This window comes from Fulvimarina uroteuthidis, assembly GCF_034321785.1.
Taxonomy (GTDB): Bacteria; Pseudomonadota; Alphaproteobacteria; order Rhizobiales; family Rhizobiaceae; genus Fulvimarina; species Fulvimarina uroteuthidis.
This window is the reverse complement of the sequence record NZ_JAXLPB010000008.1, coordinates 1-17396: the sequence shown is the minus strand read 5'-3', so window position 1 is coordinate 17396 and position 17396 is coordinate 1. Positions and strand designations below refer to the sequence as shown.

Here is a 17396-nt window from a genome sequence, read left to right as displayed (position 1 = left end):
GGTCAAAGTTGGCTCGTCCGGCCGTTGCGCCGGTCGAAGAGGGCAAAGCCCAGGAAGCCGAAGACGAAGCCGCCGAGATGGGCTTCCCATGCCACGTTGCCGGGGCCGAACGCGCCGCCGAGACCGGTCGAGAACAGGAGGTTCGTCGCGAAGAACACGGCGACGAAGACCAGCACCGTCCGGTTGGTCAGGCAGGAGCGGATCGGTTCCAGCGGCAAATCGGTGCGCGCCCGCATGAAACCGGCGCCGCCCGAGCGCGGCAGGGCGAAGCGGCTCGCGCCGCCCATCAGGGCGGAGACCGCCCCGGAGGCGCCGATCACCGGCGCGACGAGCGACGGATTGGCCAGAAAGAACAGGAGCGCACCGGCAACCGATCCGGCGACCGAGAAAGCCATGAATCGTTGCGCGCCCAGACGCCGCGCGACAGGCGTGCCGAAGACGAGCAGCCAAAGACTGTTCAAGCCGACATGCAGGGCGTCGCCATGCAGCAGCATGTAGCTTGCCGGCGTCCACAGATCGGCGCCGGGCGAGCGGATCGTGCAGACCTCGTCCAGAAGGCCGTAGCAGCCCGGGATGAAGCTGAGATTCAGGATGAGCCAGTTCGCGGTCGCGGGACTTGAGAGATAGACGCGGAAGAGATGCACCACGACGAGCAGCGCGATCAGCGCCAGGACGACCCCCGGCGCGTTGATGGCGGGCGGGCGGGTGCGGCGGATCGGCTGATAGGGGTCGGGTTGCGGCGTCACTTGGATCAATCCAGCTCTTGTCGGTGAGACACGAAGTTAGTGCGCCGGGCTGAAAGTGGCATCCGGCATTTCGTCCATCTGCGCTTGTCTTCGAAGACAGCGGAACACGAAAAAAAGGCCGCCCTCGCGATCTTTGACGCGCTGGCGGCCTGCAAGTTTTCCGTCGAGGTCGAGGTCAGTCTCCCCGGCAGTGCGATCCGTGCTGCAGATCCAGAACCGTCTTGTCCCGAACGACTGATAGCCTGCCGCCCGCGCTGCCGCAAAGCGTTTCCTAATCTATTGTTAACGCGCCTTGTGTCGCAGGCGGGGGACCCGCTTCACGGGCAGACCGACCGCGCGGCGGAACGGGTCGCAAGTCGGCTTTCTCGTGCCGGAACGCCGGGCGATCGCCTCGCCCGGCGCGACCTCTGCTTCTCGGGCTGCATGATCATTCCGCCGGCTGCTCACCCTTCGACAGGAGCCGGGGCGGACCCTTGAGGAGCTTTTCGTCGACGAAGGGGCTCGGCGTCGCCGCCTCCGACTCGGCCTCGGTCCGGTACCAGGCCTCGTTGCGGTAGATCGCCAGCTTGTCCCGGCCGAGCGCCCGCACAAGACCCCACATCATGAGGACGACCACGAAGGCGAACGGGAAGCCGGCGATCACCGCGGCGGCCTGAAGCGCCGTCAGTCCGCCGGCGGCCAAGAGGATTGCGGCGACCGCACCCTCGGACGAGGCCCAGAACAGGCGCTGGGACTTCGGCGGATCGTCGTGCCCCCCGGCGGTCAGCATGTCGATGACGAAGCTCCCAGAATCCGACGAGGTGACGAACCAGACGACGATCATGATCAAGATCAGTCCGTGGACGATCGAGGTCATCGGATAGGACTCCATCAGAACGAAGATGGCGTTGCCGTAGCTGTCCTTCGCCGCCTCGATGAGACCGGGATTGCCCTGAAGCTCCATCTCCACCGCCACGCCGCCGAACGCGGTGAACCAGAAGAACAGGATCGAGGTGGGCACGAAGAGAACGCCGAGGATGAACTCGCGAATGGTGCGGCCGCGCGAGATGCGCGCGATGAAGATGCCGACGAAGGGCGACCAGGAAATCCACCATGCCCAATAGAACATGGTCCAGTTCACCTGCCAGTCGAGTTCGGTATAGGCTTCCGTCCAAGTGCTGAAATAGATCAGGTCCTGGGCATAGTTGCCGACGTTCTGAAGGAAGCTGTCCAGTATGAACAAGGTCGGCCCGAAGACCACCACGAAGAGGAGCAGGCCGAAGGTGAGCCAGATGTTGAAGGCGGACAGGCGCCGGATGCCGTCGTCCAGCCCCATCATCACCGAAAGGGCGGCAAGCGCCGTGACGCCGGCGATGATGACGATCTGCACGAACGCGGTGTTCGGAATGCCGAAAAGGGTCGCCATTCCGTCATTCAGCTGGATCACGCCCAGCCCGAGCGTGGTGACGATGCCGAACATGGTGCCGAACACGGCGAGCGTATCGACCACATGGCCGATCGGCCCGTAGATCCGCCGCCCGATCAGCGGATAGAAGGCCGAACGGATCGAGAGCGGCAGACCGTGGCGATAGTGGAAGTAGGCAAGGGACAGGCCGACGACGCCGTAGATCGCCCAGCCGTGCAGGCCCCAGTGCAGGAAGGACAGGACCATCGCCTCCTTGGCTGCGGCCACGGATTCGGCGGCCTCCAGCGGCGGATTGTAGAAATGGGTCAGCGGCTCGGCCGTTCCCCAGTACAGGAGCCCGACGCCGATGCCGGCCGAAAACAGCATCGCCATCCAGGAGAAGAAGTCGTACTCGGCCCGGTCGGTCTGGGCGCCGAGACGGATATCGCCGAACCGGCTGAACGCCAGGTAGAACATCAGGATCAACGCGGCGTTCGTGACGAGGACGAACATCCAGCCGAACCTGTTGACGATCTCCTTCTGCAGCCAGGGAAACACCGATTCCGCAAGGTCGGTGAAGAACGCGCCGAAGATGATGAAGCCGACGATCAGAACCGCGGAAGCGACGAACACGGGGACGCTCACATGGGGAAACGGCCCGAGCCTTTGTGTCTTCACGCTGAGGCGCGGTTCTTTATCGGCCATGAATGAGGGCTCCTTTGATCATCGCGGAAAGGCTGCACCGTCAGATAGACGGTTTCGCGAGGTTTCAAACGGCGCGCCCGCTTTTGTTCCGACCCGGCCCCATGCAACCGTTTGACGGTCTTGCGCATTGTTCGATCAAAGCAAATGTGTTCGACACATCGATACGAGGATAGACCGATGATCCGCAGCATTCTGAAAGCGCTCTTCATGGGCTGGGTGACGAAGAAGATCACCGGACGCGGTTCGAGCCGCCGTGGCCCGCGCCGCTACTGAGCGCCCGCCGCAACACCGCAAGAGACAAACGGGTCGGCGCCATGCCGGCCCGTTTTTGCGTTGAGCGGCGTTGCGATGGTCCCGCCTGTCCACCCCATGTACCCGAGCGTCGCCGCGACTGGAACCGATCGCCGCTCGCCCCACCTTGTCACCGCATGAAACAGGTTTTGCTATCGGCCGTGTTCCTCGCAGCCACCCTCGCCCCTGCCCTTGCAGGACCGCTCGAGCCCTATCGCTGGAATGCGCGGCCGCTTCTGGTCTTCGCGCCGGATCTCGCCGGCCGCGATGTCACGCGCCAGCTCGCAACTTTTGACGCGGCGATGGCAGGCCTCGAGACCCGGGACATGGCCGTCCTCCTTGTTCTGGCGTCGCGGACACGTCCCTCGATGCTATCGGGGCAGCCAAAACCCGGCGCCGGGAACGCGGCCTTGCGCGCCGCCTATGGTATAGATCCGGGCGCGTTCGCCGTGATCCTCGTCGGCAAGGACGGCGACGAGAAGAACCGGTGGACGCACGCGATCGATCCGGCCGAAATCTTCGATCAGGTCGACGGCATGCCCATGCGGATGCGCGAAATGCGGACCGGCGGCTGAGAAGGCCCCGGCGGCCGCGCGAGACACGTGATGCCCCGCGCCGTGCGGAGCGTGGCAATTGACATTTTCGACGCCCCATCCCATACCTCCCGCCATCATGACCATACGCTCCAAGACAAAATCGTCGATTAGCTGACGCCCCACCCCGCTCGTCTCCCCCGGGGTGGTGGAGAAGCGTATTCGATCCGTGTCGGGGAGAGCGAAAAGGTCGAAACCCCATGGGTTACAAAATCGCGATCGCAGGCGCCACCGGCAATGTCGGGCGCGAAATGCTGTCGATTCTCGCCGAACGCAACTTCCCGGCCGATTCCGTCGTGGCGCTCGCCTCGCGTCGGTCGGTGAACCAGGAAGTCTCCTTCGGCGACAAGACGCTGAAGGTGAAGCACCTCGACGGCTACGACTTCTCCGATACCGATCTCTGCCTGATGAGCGCCGGCGGCACCGTCTCCAAGGAGATGAGCCCGAAGATCGCCGCGCAAGGCTGCATCGTCATCGACAATTCCTCGGCCTGGCGCTACGATCAGGACGTGCCGCTCATCGTTCCCGAGGTGAACCCGGACGCGATCGCCGGCTACTCCAAGAAGAACATCATCGCCAACCCGAACTGCTCGACCGCGCAGCTCGTCGTCGCGCTGAAGCCGCTGCACGATTTCGCCAAGATCAAGCGCGTCGTCGTCTCGACCTACCAGTCGGTGTCGGGCGCCGGCAAGGACGGCATGGACGAGCTGTTCAAGCAGTCGCGCGCCGTCTTCGTCGCCGATCCCGTCGAGGCTCAGCGCTTCACCAAGCGCATCGCCTTCAACGTCATCCCGCACATCGACGACTTCATGGAAGACGGCTCGACCAAGGAAGAGTGGAAGGTGATGGCCGAGACCAAGAAGATGCTCGACCCGAAGATCAAGGTCACCTGCACCGCGGTTCGCGTGCCGGTGTTCGTCGGCCATTCGGAAGCCGTCAACATCGAGTTCGAGAACCCGATCACCGCGGACGAAGCCCGCGACATCCTGCGCGAGGCGCCGGGCTGCCTCGTCGTCGACAAGCGCGAGGATGGCGGCTACGTCACCCCGATCGAGTGCGCCGGCGACGACGCCACCTTCATCTCCCGAATCCGCGAGGACCAGACCCTCGACAACGGCCTCAACATCTGGGTGGTCTCGGACAATCTGCGCAAGGGCGCGGCGCTCAACACGATCCAGATCGCCGAACTCCTCATCGAACGCGGCTACCTCAACAACCGCGCGGCGGCCTGACGGCGAAAGTCGGACCCTGCGGATCGAACGAAGCCCGGCGGGTTGAACGCGCCGGGCGATCTTTCTCGCGCGGACGAGAGCTGCTCGTCAGGTTCGTCAGGCGCTGCCGCGGCGATCGAACGTCTTTCACGGGCCGGCCCTTTTGAGCCCGACCCGCCCCGCCTGACCCGTCGGCGCCATGGTTCCGTCTCTGGCGCATCGTGCATCCATTCAGGCGCACGATGCGCCAGTCGGCCTCTCGATTTCACGCCCTGGGCTTTCCCGAAAGTCGAGTCCGATTTGGGCCGATGCGGAAGCCCACCGATCGGAGACATGCGCCATGGCGTTCAGAACCCTCATCATCGGCGCGTCCGGCGGCATCGGTCAGGCGCTCGCGGAGCGCTGCGCGAAGGATGGCGAGGTCGTTCAGCTGTCGCGCCGGGCCGATGGTCTGGACGTGAGCGACGAGGCGAGCATCGTGCGCGCGATCTCGCGCCTCGACGGGGCGTTCGACCGGGTGTTCGTCGCGACCGGCGTTCTGACCGCGCACCGTGACAGGCCGGAGAAGAAGCTCGGCGACTGCGATCCGGCGGAGCTTGCGGCTCTGTTCGCGATCAATGCGGCCGGGCCGCTTCTCGTCCTGAAACATCTCGTGCCGACGCTCGCACGCGAACGCGCGGTGCGGATCGGGGTGCTGTCGGCGCGCATCGGGTCGATAGGCGACAATGGCCTGGGCGGCTGGTACGCCTACCGGGCGTCGAAGGCGGCGCTGAACCAGTTGATCCGGACGGCGGCGATCGAGCTGAGACGAACCCACGCCCGCGCGACGCTTCTCGCGCTTCATCCCGGCACGGTCGAAACGCCGTTCACGGCGGACTTCCAGGACCACCATGCGACCGTCGATGCCGCCACAGCGGCGGACAATCTCGTCAGGACGCTGATGGCGCACGGGCCCGAAGACAGCGGCTCGTTCTGGGACCAGAACGGCAAGCCGATCGCCTGGTGAGGATCGGCGGCGCCGGTCTCCAGGGCCGTCTTCCGTCTCATGCGCGGTCTCAGGCGGCGACGGCCTTCAGCGCGCCGACAATGTCGTCGACCACGTCTTCCACCATGCGCGGGTCGTCGCCCTCGGCCATGACCCGGATGAGCGGCTCGGTGCCGGAGGGGCGGATGACGAGGCGGCCCGAATTGCCGAGACGGTTGCGGCCGGTCTCGATCACGGACTTCACCTCGTCCCGGTCGAGGGGCGTGCCCCCGCCGAAGCGGACATTCTTCAGGAATTGCGGCACGGGCTCGAAGCGGCGGCAGACCTCGGAGACCTTGCCGCCCTTCTGCTTGACCACCGCCAGCACCTGCAACGCCGAAATCAGCCCGTCGCCGGTCGTTCCGAAATCCGACAGGACGATATGGCCGGACTGCTCGCCGCCGACATTGTAGCCATGTTCACGCATGTGCTCGACGACGTAGCGATCCCCGACCTTGGTGCGGGCGAGAAGCAGGTTCTGGGTTTCGAGGAACCGCTCCAGCCCGAGATTGGACATGATGGTGGCGACGATGCCGCCGGCCGCAAGGCGCCCGTCCTCGTTCCAGCTTTCCGCGATCACCGCCATCAGCTGGTCGCCGTCGACGATCTCGCCGCGCTCGTCGACGATCAGCACCCGGTCGGCGTCGCCGTCGAGCGCGATGCCGATATCGGCGCGCACTTCGCGCACCTTGGCGCTGAGCGCGGCGGGCGAGGTCGATCCGCAATCCCGGTTGATGTTGGTGCCATCGGGGTTGGTGCCGATGGCGACGACGTCGCCGCCGAGCTCCCAGAGAACCTTGGGCGCGACGTCGTAGCCGGCGCCGTTGGCGCAATCGATGACGATGCGCATGCCGTCGAACGAGATTTCCCGGGGCAAAGTCCGCTTGGCGAATTCGATATAGCGGTCGTGGACGCCGTCGATGCGCGTCGCGCGGCCCATGTCCGCGCCCGTCGGCATGCGATGGGTCATATCCTCTTCGAGCAGCGCCTCGATCTGCATCTCGATCCCGTCGGACAGCTTGTACCCGTCCGGTCCGAACAGCTTGATGCCGTTGTCCTCGAACGGATTATGCGATGCCGAGATCATCACGCCGATATCGGCGCGCAGCGAGCGCGTCAGCATGGCGACGGCCGGCGTCGGCATCGGCCCGAGAAGATAGACATCCATGCCGGCCGACGTGAAGCCGGCGACCATCGCGTTTTCCAGCATGTAGGAGGAGCGGCGCGTATCCTTGCCGATCACGACGCGGTGCCGGTGCTTGCCGCGATGGAAGACGAGGCCTGCGGCCATGCCGACCTTCAACGCCACTTCCGGCGTCATCGGGAACCTGTTCGCCCTGCCCCGAATGCCGTCCGTTCCGAAATAGCGTCGCGCCATCATGTGTCTCCAAACTGTCGTCCGCGTGCGGGCCGTGGCCGCAATCGCGCGGCATATCTTCGATCGCGCCGACAACGCGGCGCCGAATGCGCCCTTTCATGGGCGGAACACCGCGAAGGCCTGACTTTCGCGCGCAATGTGGGATATCTAACACGGATGGCGTGAGCTCGCAGGAGATCCGTGCGGCTTGGTGAACGGGGCGCGGGATCGCTTCCGGCCGGCGCACGATCATACGAAAAAGGCGGCCCCGAAGGACCGCCTTTCGAAAAGTTCGATGAACAGTTCATCCGATCGCACTGGCGATCAGGTGGGCTGCGGCTCCAGGCCGCCGCCGGTCTCGCCGCTATTGGTCGGGCGCGAGGTGCCGGCCTTCGGGAAGGACGACCCCCGGCTCGGCGGCGTGTCGTCGCCCATGTCGCGGGAAAGCGTGCGCCCGTGCAGAAGGTCGTCGACCTCCTTGCCCGAGAGCGTCTCATATTCGAGAAGCGCCTTCGCGATCAGGTGCAGCTGGTCGATATGGTCGTTGAGGATCTGACGCGCCCGGTTCTCGGCCACCTCGATGATGCCGCGCACTTCCGAATCGATCAGCTTGGCCGTGTCCTCGGACATGTTCTGCTGCTGGGCGACGGAATGGCCGAGGAAGACCTCGTCCTGGTTCTGCTTGTAGCGCAAGCGCCCGAGCTTGTCGCTCATGCCGTATTCCATGACCATCGCACGCGCCATGTTGGTCGCCTGCTGAATGTCGTTGGACGCGCCGGTGGTCACATTATCGAGCCCGTAAATGATCTCCTCGGCCGCGCGGCCACCGAAGATCATGGCGAGCCGGGCTTCCATCTCGTTCTTGCGCATGCCGTAGCGATCGCGCTCCGGCAGGTTCATGGTGACGCCGAGCGCGCGGCCGCGCGGTATGATCGTCACCTTGTGCAGCGGGTCGTTGCCCGGAACATGGATGCCGACGAGCGCGTGGCCGGCCTCATGATATGCCGTCAGCATCTTCTCGTCCTCGGTCATCGCCATCGACCGGCGCTCGGCGCCCATCATGACCTTGTCCTTGGCGTCTTCCAGCTCGAGCATGGTGACGAGGCGCTTGGAGCGGCGCGCCGCCATCAGCGCGGCTTCGTTGACGAGATTGGCGAGATCGGCACCGGAAAAGCCCGGCGTGCCGCGCGCGATGGTCTTCAGGTCGACATTGGGTGCCAGCGGCACGTTGCGCACATGAACCTTGAGGATCTTCTCGCGGCCCGTCACGTCCGGGTTCGGCACGACGACTTGGCGATCGAAACGGCCGGGACGCAGGAGCGCCGGATCGAGAACGTCGGGGCGGTTGGTGGCGGCGATGAGGATGACGCCCTCGTTCGCCTCGAAACCGTCCATCTCGACGAGAAGCTGGTTGAGCGTCTGCTCGCGCTCGTCATTGCCGCCCCCGAGGCCCGCACCGCGATGACGACCGACGGCGTCGATCTCATCGATGAAGATGATGCAGGGCGCGTTCTTCTTGGCCTGTTCGAACATGTCGCGCACGCGGCTTGCGCCCACGCCGACGAACATCTCGACGAAGTCGGAACCGGAGATGGTGAAGAAGGGCACGCCCGCCTCGCCGGCGACCGCACGCGCCGTCAGTGTCTTGCCGGTGCCCGGAGGGCCCACGAGAAGCACGCCGCGCGGGATCTTGCCGCCCAGACGCTGGAACTTCTGCGGCTCGCGCAGGAACTCGACGATCTCTTCCAGATCCTGCTTGGCCTCGTCGACGCCGGCGACATCGGCGAAGGTGACGCGGCCATGGGCCTCGGTGAGGAGCTTGGCCTTGGACTTGCCGAAACCCATCGCCTTGCCGCCGGCGCCGCCCTGCATCTGGCGCATCAGGAAGATCCAGACGGCGAGAATGAGCAGGATCGGTCCGAACGACAGGAGCATCGACCAGATCGGATTGGTGTCGTCCCCGGGAGGCGCCGCACTGATGCGCACGTCCTTGGCTTCGAGGCGCGGGACGAGGGCCGCATCTTCGGGGGCGTAGGTCTGGAACGACTGGCCGCCATCGCTGTAATTGCCGGTGATCTTCTGACCCTGGATGGTGACCGAGGTCACGCGGCCGGAATCGACTTCGGACAGGAACTGGGAATACGGCACTTCCCGCGCGTTCGCGTTCTGCGATCCATTGGAAAACAGCTGGAACAGCGCGATGAGAAGCAGGGCGATGATCGCCCATAGCGCGAAGTTACGGAAGTTCTGATTCATCAGTCGTCCTGGCTTTGCCTCACGGGAGGGACCCCGTGCATTTGTCCGCAAGGTAAGTATTCCCTCTCCTCTTGCCAATGGCAAGCGGCGGTTTTACGGCGCTTTGGTCGCATGGTCGCCGAGGCGGGGCAACCGTCCGGGGGAAGAGAACGTCTTCGCGTCCTTAACGCGTCCGTCCGCGGTCCCCGACGGCCCGACGGACAGGTCTCGAAGATCGGCGAGACAGCGCCAGCGCACCCGGCACTCGATCCGGCTGAAGGCCGCCGGCCCGCCGACCGGACGGTCTGCGCGAAGCAGGCCGGGATGGGCGACCAGGACCCTTCCGTCCTCAGCGATGAGGCAAGGCAACGTCCTGGCCTTCGCACCGCCGCGCGCCGTCGCTCCGAAGCCCGCCAGAACGGCGCCTCCGCCGCGGGCGAGCGCCCGTTCCGCGTCGGTGAGGAAGAGATCGAAGCGGTTGTCAAAGACGATATGGCGACGGGTCCAGGGCTCGGCGATCGCGGCTGGTCCGGCACGTCCATATTCGCGCGAGATTTCGATCGTGCTCCCGATGCGGGCGATGCGGGCGCCGGAAAGGGTTCGGTCAGGGCCGCGGCAAGCCGACGGCAGGTCGTCCGCAAGCCGTGCGACCCGGTCGCGCCGCGGCGGATGCGCCGCCCCGCCCGCCGCCGTCAGCATGCGGGAGAGCAATCGCTCCCGCAAAGGCGCGTCGCCATTCTGGAACGCCGCCGCATCGAGCGTGATCGTGCCGTCGTCGCGGAAACAAAGCCGTTTCGCGGCCAGCAGGCCGTCGACAAAAGCGCCCAGTGCCGCGTCCGTTCGCGTTCGCGCGCGCTCGGCCTCTCGCTGGAGGGCACGCAGGGCGCCAACCGCCATTTCGTTCATCCCCGCAATGGCCCGCCGGTGACGGACCCGCGCGAAAACGGCGTCTTCGTTCGTGGGGTCGCGGACCGCCTCGATGCCGTGGCTTGCGAGAACGGCGTGAAGCCGGGCCGGCTCGTCGCCGAGAAAGGGGCGAAGGAGATCGGTCCATGGATCGAGTGCCCGCACAGGCCGCATGCCGGCCAGCCGTGACGGCGCGTCGCCGCGCTCGTGTGCGTGGAGAATGGTTTCGAGTTGATCGCGCGCGTGATGCGCGGTCAGGATCAACCCGGCACCATCAATGCGCGCGCATCGGGTGAGAAGCGCATAGCGCGCAGTGCGGGCCTTCGCCTGCAGATTGCCCCGCCCGTCCCATCCGCGCCATTCGAGAACCCGGTGGGGCACGTCGAACTGTCGGCAGATCCGCGCAACGTAAGCGGCCTCGCGCGCGGATTCGGGACGCAGGCCGTGATCGACCGTCGCGGCGAGAACGTGGAAACGCTCGCGCGGGAGCAAGCTTGCAAGACAGAGAAGGGCGAGAGAATCGGCTCCGCCGGAAACGGCGCACAGCAGCCGAAGCCGCGATTCCGAGCCATGGCGGACATCGGCGAAACGAATTTTCGGGCAAGCGGCCTGAAGCCGGTCTTCCAGATCACCGGCGCAGAAAGCGGTGATGGTCGGCGCAACCGCCGGAGTCTGGAGCATCACGGCGCGCGGCCAATCAGCAATTGGCGCTCTTGCGCTCCTGGTCGAGCTTGGTGCGCAGGGTTTCGTTCATCTGCGGATAGCGACTTTCGACTTCGCGATAGGTGATGCATGCCGTTTCCGCGTTGCCGAGCGCTGCGAGAGACATGCCGAGCTTCAGCATCATGTCCGGCGCCTTGGTGGCTTCCGGCGTCGCCTTCTGGGCATTCAGGAAGACTTCGGCGGCATCGGCGTAGCGCTGCTGCTGGAAAAGGCTCTCGCCCAGCCAGTATTGGGCATCGGGGGCATTGGGGGAACCCGGATAGGTCTGGACGTACTGGCGGAACGACTGCTCGGCGCTCTGATAGTCGCCGGCCAGAAGCTGGTCGTAGGCCGATTCGTAGACGGCGGTCGCGGCCCCGGACGGCAGCGTGACCGGCTGGTCGGACGGCGGCACGGGTGCCGTTGCCGCTACGTCCGGCGAGGCCGCCGGAAGATCGGTGTCGCCGATGATGGCGGCAATGTCGGCATCCGGCGTCCCGCCTGCTTGTCCCCCCGTGGTGCCGGTGTCCAGATCGCCGCGCTGCTGGGGCAGGCCGTCACCGGTGCCGCCGGCCCCGGCCCCCTGTTCGAGATCCTGGAACCGCAGTTCGTTGTTCTCCTGCGCCTTGCGCATGTCTTCCTGGGCCTGAAGCAGCTGGAAGCTCAACTCTTCCACACGCCCGTTGAGGCGCCGGACCTCGTCCTCGAGGCGCTGGATACGCGAGAGCGTGTCGCCGGCCTGGGCAAGCAGAACGGGAGCGCCTGCGGTGTCGCCTTGCCGGGCTTGCGCCGGCGCGGCCTGAAACGTCGTTGCCGCGGGCGCGAAAGCCCATGCGGGAAGCGGCGCGGACAGAAACGCTGCCGAAGCGAGAACCGCAAAAAGGTTCGGGCGGCGGATCATGGACGAACTCCTCGGTTGATGACTATGTTCCGCCAGCCGGACGGTCGCGCAAGGCGCGCCGCGGCCGCGGGTTTGCGATGGTTCTTAACACCTCGCGGAAAGTTTTGGCCAAATTTCGGGCAATCAAGGGTTTGGCGTGCCGTGCGGGCGCGATTTTCCATAAAAAACGGGCGCCTCGCCAAGGAAGCGCCCGCAACGGGTTCGACGTGACGGGATCGGCGCCTCAGCTGCCGGCCCCGCCGAGGACGGTGACCGCACGCCGGTTCTGGGACCAGCAGGAAATGTCGTCGCAGACCGCGACCGGACGTTCCTTGCCGAACGACAGGGTGCGCACGCGACCTGCATTGACGCCGAGCTGGGCGAGATAGTCACGGGTCGCGGCGGCACGGCGGGCCCCCAGCGCCAGATTGTATTCGCGGGTTCCGCGCTCGTCCGAGTGTCCCTCGACGGTCACCTGGTACTGCGGATACTGGTTCAGCCACTGGGCCTGACGCTGCAGCGTCTGCTGCGCCTGTGCGGTGATGGCGGAGGAATCGGTCTCGAAGAAGATCCGGTCGCCGACATTCACGGTGAAGTCCTGCGAGGACCCCGGGGCACCGCCGGCACCGCCGAGGCCGTTGGCCCCGTTCATGCCGCCCGCGCCGGACAGGCCGAGACCGGCCGCATTGTCCGGCAGGGCGCCCTGCTTGTTGGCGCAGCCTGCCACCATCAGACCGGCGAAGAGCATGACCGCAAAGCGGATATTCAAAATGCGCGAGAGGCTCATCGCCAACTCCTTAAAACGCTGTCGTTTCTCATAACCGGAGGTTTACCGCGTTTCTGCTTAACGCCCCCTTAAGGCCGACGGTTTGTCGGCCCCTATTGTTCGCCGTCGCGCCGCTTGCAGATCCCTGCCGGACGCGCCTGCCGCGATGGCGGTTCCGCGGCCCCGGCGGGCTCGCCGGAAGCCATCTTCGAGACATTTCAGGGTCGGCTAAAGCGCGTGCGCCGCCGCGGCGGACGCCCGCGCCTTCGCGACGGGCTCGGCGCCTCGCCCCTATCCCAGGACCGGCGACCAGGCCGGGTCCGACGCAAAGCCCGACGTCGGCACCTTCTGTTCGTTGCGTCCGGAAAGATCGATCGAGTACAGCTGGGGTCCGCCCGCGCCCTTCTGGTCGCGGAAGAACATCAGCACGCGGCCGTTCGGAGCCCAGGTCGGACCTTCATTGTGGTAGCCCGAGGTCAGGATGCGCTCGCCCGAACCGTCGGGACGCATCACGCCGATCTGGAACTGCCCCCCCGACTGTTTGGTGAAGGCGACGAGATCGCCGCGCGGCGACCAGACCGGCGTCGAATAGGCGCCGTCGCCGAACGAGATGCGCTGCTGGTTCGAGCCGTCCGCATTCATCGTATAGAGCTGCTGGCGGCCGCCACGGTCGGATTCGAAGACGATCCGTCCGCCGTCCGGCGAATAGGAGGGCGATGTATCGATCGCCGCCGTGTTGGTCAGACGCTGGGTCGCGCGCGAGCGCAGGTCCATCGCGTAGATGTTGGCGTTGCCGTCCTGCTGGAGGCTCATCACCACCTTCTGTCCGTCGGGCGAGAAGCGCGGCGAGAAGGTCATGCCGGGGAAATTGCCGACGATCTCGCGCTGTCCGGTCTCGAGCTGGAGGAGGTAGACGCGGGGCTCGCCATTGCCGAACGACATGTAGGTGATTTCCTGCCGGCTCGGCGAGAAGCGCGGCGTGAGGACGAGATCCTGGCCCTCGGTCAGATAGCGCAGATTGGCGCCGTCCTGATCCATGATCGCAAGACGCTTGACCCGGTCGGCCTTGCCGCCGCTCTCGGACACGAACACGACGCGGCTGTCGAAATAGCCGCTTTCGCCGGTGATCTGCTTGTAGATCGCATCGGCGATGATGTGCGCGATCCGGCGCCAGTCGTTCGGATTGGCATAGAACTGCTGCCCGTCCATCTGCTGGCCGGCGAACGTGTCCCACAGACGGAACTCGACGCGAAGACGCCCGTCGGCTTCCGGTGCGACGCGCCCGACGACGAGCGCCTGGGCGTTGATCACCGTCCAGTCCTGGAACGCGGGCGACGTGTCGGGGGTCAGCCCGGTCTGGATGAAAGCCGCCTTGTCGATCGGCGCGAACAGGCCCGATCGCTGCAGGTCGGCCGCGATGACGCTCGAAATCTGCGCGCCGAGACCGTCCTGCGACTGGAAATCGGTGATCGCGATCGGCATCGGCTTGGCGGTACCGCCGGTGATGTCGATCGTGACGCGCGCCTGGGCGGGCGCAAGCGCTGCGAAAGCGGCAAGTGCGAGTGCGAGAAGGGCCCCGGAAAGGACCCGCATGATGTTCGTCCGGGAGAAGTCCATTCTGTCCTGTCCCTTGAGGGTTGTTCGGCGCGCCAGGTCGCCGGCGCCCCAAGTGCGAGTTGATCGGCATCGTCCCGATCTTCGATCGGTCGCGACGCTCGAAAGCTTTCGAATGCGCATTGCGTGTCCCGAAACCCCGGCGTTCAGCCGTTCGGTCCGACGCGTTTCAGTAGGTAACGTCCGGGCGGAAGTTGAAGGTCAGCTCCGACCAGGCGTCATAAGACTCTGCGGACAGCCGATAACGGCCTTGTTGGGCACAAATGCGAACGGCACGCGAGGCACTGCCTTCATAAGCTCTGCGTGTTGCAGGATCGCCACCCGTCGCCGTGGCCCGGGGCGGCGAGCTCAAGGATCCGTCCGGCTCGAGTTCGAACGAGAGCTCGACGACGATGCCCTCGGCGCCGAAGGAGCCGCTCGGCTCGTTCCAGCATTCCTTGGTCGCACGCCGCAACGCATCGATCTCGCTGGCCGCAAGGGTCGCACCGGTCGTCTGGCGTCCGCCGAGCGCCGCCGTCTCGGTTTCGCGCTTGGCGCCGCCGCCCGCCGACTGCTCCCTGTTCAGAAGCGCGGCGATCTGGTCGGCGTCGAACGTCTTTTCCTCCGCAGCCTCCTGTTTCGGCTGTTCGGGCTTTTCGGTTTGCTCGGGCTCGGTGGGCGGCGGCTCCCGGCGTGCCTCGGCAACCTCGACGCGCTCGGGCGGCCTCGGCTTGGTGCTCGGCACGGGAACGTTCCGGGGCGGCGAGGGAACCGGATCGGGTTCCGGCTCGGCCACCGCCTGTTCGATCGCCTCGGACACGGGATCGGGCTCGGGCTGGGGCGCAGGTTCGGCTTCGGCTTCCGCGGGCTCGGGTTCGGGTGCGGGGACCGGCTCGGGCTCCGCCGCCGGTTCGGGCTCGGGCGCGGGGACCGGGTCGGGCATCACGGGTTCGGGAGACGGTTCGGCGGCTGCGGTCTGGACCGTCTCGCGCGGCGCGGGCCGGGGCGCGGGCGCCGCATCGAGATCGACACTGTTCTCGCCGGCGTTCTCGGCATCGGGCACCGGTTCGGAGCGGTCCTCGGTGGGTTCCGGCGCGCTCGTCTCGGCGATCGGCGCATCCTGCGCACCGCGCATCGATTGCGAGAACTCCTCGATCGACACCAGTTCGACGGGGAGGCTGTCGTCCACGATCGTCATGGGTTCGGGTGCGCCCAGGGCCCAGAGGCCCCAGGTCAGCAAGACCCCATGCGCGAGGGAGGAAACGACGACCCCGGTCTTCATGGAAGCGCCTTACGCGTTCTGTTCTTGTTCGGTCACGAGACCGATATTGCGGAAACCGGCCGCGGAAATGCGGGCCATGACTTTCATCACCGTGCCGTAATCGGCGGACTGGTCGCCGCGCACGAAGATTCGCTCCTCATAGCCGGCACTTGCGATGGCCTGGAGCTTCGCGACGACTTCGTCCACCGGGATCTGCGTATCGTTGAGGAAGATCGTGCCGGCCTGATCCACCGAGATCGTAATCGGCTGGGTCTCGGAATTGATCGCCTTGGCCTGGGTTTCCGGAAGGTTGATCGGCACGCCCACCGTCAACATGGGGGCGGCCACCATGAAGATGATGAGAAGCACGAGCATGACGTCGACCATCGGCGTCACGTTGATCTCGCTGATCGGCGCGCGGCGGCGTCCGCCCCGGCCTCTGCGCCGGCCCGATCCCCCGCCTCCTGCTCCTGTCGACATGCCCATGGTTCGTTGCTTTCAAGGTGTCGGTATCGTCATTGTCCGGATCCGGCGGTGCTGCGCGCCGTGCGGAAATCCGGTGCGAGGCCGCCGGCGCGATCAGGCGGCCGGGCGCTGGGCCTGCCGCTCGTCGATCTGCCGCGACAGGATCGAGGAAAATTCGTCGGCGAACGATTCCAGGCGAAGGCCTATCTTGCCGGCGTCGGCCGACAGCTTGTTGTAGGCGATGACGGCGGGGATCGCCGCGACGAGACCGATGGCGGTGGCCAGCAGCGCCTCGGCGATGCCCGGTGCGACGACGGCAAGCGATGTCTGCTGGGATCCGGCGATCGCCTGGAAGGACGTCATGATACCGATGACGGTTCCGAACAGGCCGACGAACGGTGCGGCCGAGCCGATCGTCGCCAGAAAGCCGAGCCGCGATTCCAGCGTTTCCATTTCGCGGGCGAGCGTCACATCCATGGCCTTCTCGATGCGCTGCTGCAGCCCGATCGGCGAGCGCGCCCCCTTCTCGAAACTCTTTTTCCATTCCCGCATGGCCGCGACGAACACCGCGCTCATGCCGGAGGTCTTGCGGTCGGAGAGCGACTGGTAGAGCTCCTCGAGGGACTGGCCGGACCAGAACCGGTTTTCGAAATTGTTCAACTGCCGGCGGACCGCGGCAAAGCGCAGGGTCTTGTCGACGATGATCGCCCAGGTCCAGACCGAGGCGACCATCAAGCCGACCATCACCATCTTGACGATGAAGCCGGCCTGCCAGAACAGGTCCCAGAGAGACACGCTTCCAGCCGCGTGCAGTCCCTCCGTGATAACGCCTTCGCCCATGATCCGTCTGCCCCTCGTCGTCGGCCCCGATAAGAGCTCGACCGTTTCAAAGTCCCGTCGTCCGCCCACCGCCGCCGGGTCGTCCCTGAGAGCCGGCGAACGGCCCGGATCGCGTGCGATCGTCCGTCCCGCCCGATATCGTGGCGGCGATCGCCGGACCCTGCGTGATCCCGACGCCCGCCCTTCCCCTTATCCGTTCGAATCCGGTGAAAGCATGGCGGCGTGCCCAGGCGCGACGTCGATCGCATTATGGTCCCGGTAGGGTTAATGCTTCGTTAGCGCGCATGGCGGGTCGTGAGGGGTCGCCCCGCGTCACGCCCGCGTCATGCCCGCAGACAGACGCATACGCACGCACGCCCTCATACGCACGCACGCGTACAGACGCACGCGTGCGCCCGCGGGCGTGTTTTGTGGGCGCGCATGCGTGGGTGTGTGTG

At 66.0% G+C, this 17396-nt stretch carries 14 protein-coding genes; 3 read left to right on the top strand and 11 right to left on the bottom strand.

The window, feature by feature from the left end:
• Nucleotides 1-2 precede the first annotated feature (2 nt).
• Both U0C82_RS17695 and U0C82_RS17690 read right to left on the bottom strand, forming a co-directional pair.
• Entirely contained in the window at nucleotides 3-746 is a 744-nt protein-coding gene (locus U0C82_RS17695) for a rhomboid family intramembrane serine protease (protein ID WP_322189094.1), read from the bottom strand.
• 427 nt (nucleotides 747-1173) lie between these two features.
• On the bottom strand, nucleotides 1174-2835 hold the full coding sequence (locus U0C82_RS17690) for a BCCT family transporter (RefSeq protein WP_322189030.1): 1662 nt from the start codon (nucleotides 2833-2835) through the stop codon (nucleotides 1174-1176).
• Nucleotides 2836-3263: 428 nt separating this feature from the next.
• On the opposite strand from U0C82_RS17690, the gene U0C82_RS17685 reads away from it, so the two are divergent.
• The 3 genes from U0C82_RS17685 to U0C82_RS17675 all read left to right on the top strand — a co-directional run bounded on the left by U0C82_RS17685 (nucleotide 3264) and on the right by U0C82_RS17675 (nucleotide 5936).
• Entirely contained in the window at nucleotides 3264-3701 is a 438-nt protein-coding gene (locus tag U0C82_RS17685) for a DUF4174 domain-containing protein (RefSeq protein ID WP_322189029.1), read from the top strand.
• Nucleotides 3702-3919: 218 nt separating this feature from the next.
• Nucleotides 3920-4951 (top strand): aspartate-semialdehyde dehydrogenase, encoded by a 1032-nt coding sequence (locus U0C82_RS17680; protein ID WP_322189027.1) that lies wholly within the window; start codon nucleotides 3920-3922, stop codon nucleotides 4949-4951.
• A gap of 319 nt (nucleotides 4952-5270) precedes the next feature.
• A complete protein-coding gene (locus U0C82_RS17675) occupies nucleotides 5271-5936 on the top strand; it encodes an SDR family NAD(P)-dependent oxidoreductase (protein ID WP_322189026.1) in 666 nt (221 codons plus the stop codon).
• A gap of 49 nt (nucleotides 5937-5985) precedes the next feature.
• Here the strand turns inward: U0C82_RS17675 and glmM are convergent, their stop codons facing one another.
• The 9 genes from glmM to tolQ form a co-directional block, all read right to left on the bottom strand.
• On the bottom strand, nucleotides 5986-7332 hold the full coding sequence (glmM, locus tag U0C82_RS17670) for a phosphoglucosamine mutase (RefSeq protein ID WP_322189092.1): 1347 nt from the start codon (nucleotides 7330-7332) through the stop codon (nucleotides 5986-5988).
• A gap of 303 nt (nucleotides 7333-7635) precedes the next feature.
• Nucleotides 7636-9567, bottom strand: a complete 1932-nt coding sequence (ftsH, locus tag U0C82_RS17665; protein ID WP_322189025.1) for an ATP-dependent zinc metalloprotease FtsH — start codon at nucleotides 9565-9567, stop codon at nucleotides 7636-7638.
• Between the two features lie 93 nt (nucleotides 9568-9660).
• Nucleotides 9661-11133, bottom strand: a complete 1473-nt coding sequence (gene tilS / locus U0C82_RS17660) for a tRNA lysidine(34) synthetase TilS (RefSeq protein ID WP_322189023.1) — start codon at nucleotides 11131-11133, stop codon at nucleotides 9661-9663.
• A 16-nt stretch (nucleotides 11134-11149) separates the two neighbouring features.
• Nucleotides 11150-12055 carry a tol-pal system protein YbgF gene (gene ybgF, locus U0C82_RS17655; protein WP_322189022.1) on the bottom strand — a complete coding sequence of 302 codons (906 nt, stop codon included), beginning with the start codon at nucleotides 12053-12055 and terminating at the stop codon, nucleotides 11150-11152.
• Between the two features lie 223 nt (nucleotides 12056-12278).
• The gene (gene pal, locus U0C82_RS17650) at nucleotides 12279-12821 is read right to left on the bottom strand and encodes a peptidoglycan-associated lipoprotein Pal (RefSeq protein WP_322189021.1); all 543 of its coding nucleotides are present in this window, start codon (nucleotides 12819-12821) and stop codon (nucleotides 12279-12281) included.
• 270 nt (nucleotides 12822-13091) lie between these two features.
• Nucleotides 13092-14393 carry a Tol-Pal system beta propeller repeat protein TolB gene (tolB, locus tag U0C82_RS17645; RefSeq protein WP_322189090.1) on the bottom strand — a complete coding sequence of 434 codons (1302 nt, stop codon included), beginning with the start codon at nucleotides 14391-14393 and terminating at the stop codon, nucleotides 13092-13094.
• Nucleotides 14394-14583: 190 nt separating this feature from the next.
• Nucleotides 14584-15675 (bottom strand): hypothetical protein, encoded by a 1092-nt coding sequence (locus U0C82_RS17640; RefSeq protein ID WP_322189020.1) that lies wholly within the window; start codon nucleotides 15673-15675, stop codon nucleotides 14584-14586.
• Between the two features lie 9 nt (nucleotides 15676-15684).
• Nucleotides 15685-16140, bottom strand: coding sequence for a protein TolR (gene tolR, locus U0C82_RS17635; protein ID WP_322189018.1), 456 nt, complete (start codon nucleotides 16138-16140; stop codon nucleotides 15685-15687).
• Nucleotides 16141-16233: 93 nt separating this feature from the next.
• On the bottom strand, nucleotides 16234-16959 hold the full coding sequence (tolQ, locus tag U0C82_RS17630; RefSeq protein ID WP_322189016.1) for a protein TolQ: 726 nt from the start codon (nucleotides 16957-16959) through the stop codon (nucleotides 16234-16236).
• Between the last annotated feature and the right edge of the window lie 437 nt (nucleotides 16960-17396).